General features: G+C 63.0%; 1 protein-coding gene. It reads left to right on the top strand.

Annotation, left to right across the window (positions count from 1 at the left end):
* Positions 1 to 66: 66 nt before the first annotated feature.
* Positions 67 to 1,440, top strand: a complete 1,374-nt coding sequence (locus tag NKJ08_RS38680; RefSeq protein ID WP_352682176.1) for a transposase — start codon at positions 67 to 69, stop codon at positions 1,438 to 1,440.
* Positions 1,441 to 1,469 lie beyond the last annotated feature (29 nt).

Below are 1,469 nucleotides of genomic sequence, written 5' to 3'. Positions count from 1 at the left end.
AAAAGTCCGGGTTGCAGCAGTCCTGAAGCACTGATTCAATCTTCGTCGTAAGAGGAGATTGAGTCGATGATGGGCGAGCAAAGTGTGATGCAGGAGGAGCTGTTCTACGGCTTCAGCCTGGAGCGGCATGTGCCGGCGGATCACCTGCTCAGAGCGATCGACCACTTCGTCGACCTGTCCGCCATCCGCCAGCATCTGGCGCCCTTCTACAGCTCGATCGGCCGTCCCTCGATCGACCCTGAGCTGCTGATCCGCATGCTGATCGTCGGCTATTGCTTCGGCATCCGCTCGGAGCGCCGGCTGTGCGAGGAGGTACATCTGAACCTGGCCTATCGGTGGTTCTGCCGGCTTGGTCTCGAGGGTGATGTGCCTGACCACTCAACCTTCTCCAAGACCCGCCACGGCCGCTTCCGCGATGCCGACCTGCTGCGCGAACTGTTCGAGACCGTCGTCCGGCGCTGCATAGCTGAAGGGCTCGTCGGCGGCGAAGGCTTTGCGGTCGATGCCAGCATGATCGTCGCCGACGCCCATCGTCAGCGCGGGATCGAAACGGCCGAGGACCTCAATCCCAAAGCCAAGCGGGCCGTGGCTGAGTATCTCGCCACTCTGGATGACGCCGCCTTCGGGGCCGCCACGCCGGTAGAGCCAAAGTTCGTATCGCCTGTCGATCCTGCAGCACGCTGGACCGCCTCTTGGGGCGGCCCGGCCGTCTACGCCTATTGCACCAACTATCTGATCGACGTGGAGCACGCCGTCATCGTCGATGTGGAGCCCTCGACCGCGGTGCGCCAAGCCGAGGTGACGGCCGCCAAGACCATGATCGAGCGGGCGCACGACGAGCTCGGCCTGTGGCCGGAGCGGCTGATTGCCGACACCGGCTACGGCTCGGCCGAAATGCTGAACTGGTTGGTGCATGAGCGTGGGATCGAGCCGCATATCCCGGTGTTCGACAAGTCTAGGCGCAAGGATGGCACCTTCTCGCGCGACGACTTCACCTACGACCATAAGGCCGATGCCTATATTTGCCCGGGCGGAAAGACGCTCAGGCAGCGCCAGAAGACCTATCGGGTGCCACACCCTCTCGTCGACGAGAATGGCATGATGCGCTATCGCGCCAGCAAGCTGGATTGCGACGCCTGTGCCCTGAAGCCCCGCTGTTGCCCGAAGGAGCCGGCGCGCAAAGTGCTGCGCTCGATCTATGAGGGCGCGCGCGACATGGCCCGCGACATCGCCAAGACCGAGGCCTACCAAACCTCACGCTATCAACGGAAGAAGGTGGAGATGCTGTTCGCGCACCTCAAGCGCATCCTGAAGCTCGACAGACTGCGATTGCGCGGCCCCTGTGGTGCCCGCGATGAGTTCCACCTCGCAGCCATCGCCCAGAACCTCAGGAAATTGGCCAAGATCTGCACTATCCGGACACCAATCCCAGCCACTTAGGGCAAGGAGGCCGCCTCGACCCAATCGCA

This window comes from Mesorhizobium sp. M0244 (assembly GCF_040321795.1).
GTDB lineage: Bacteria > Pseudomonadota > Alphaproteobacteria > Rhizobiales > Rhizobiaceae > Mesorhizobium.
Note: the sequence above shows the minus strand (reverse complement) of the source record. Positions and strands in the feature narration are given on the sequence as shown.

Excerpts from the sequence above, each read along its gene's own strand:
- NKJ08_RS38680 (WP_352682176.1), top strand. The coding sequence starts at position 67 with ATGATGGGCGAGCAAAGTGTGATGCAGGAGGAGCTGTTCTACGGCTTC.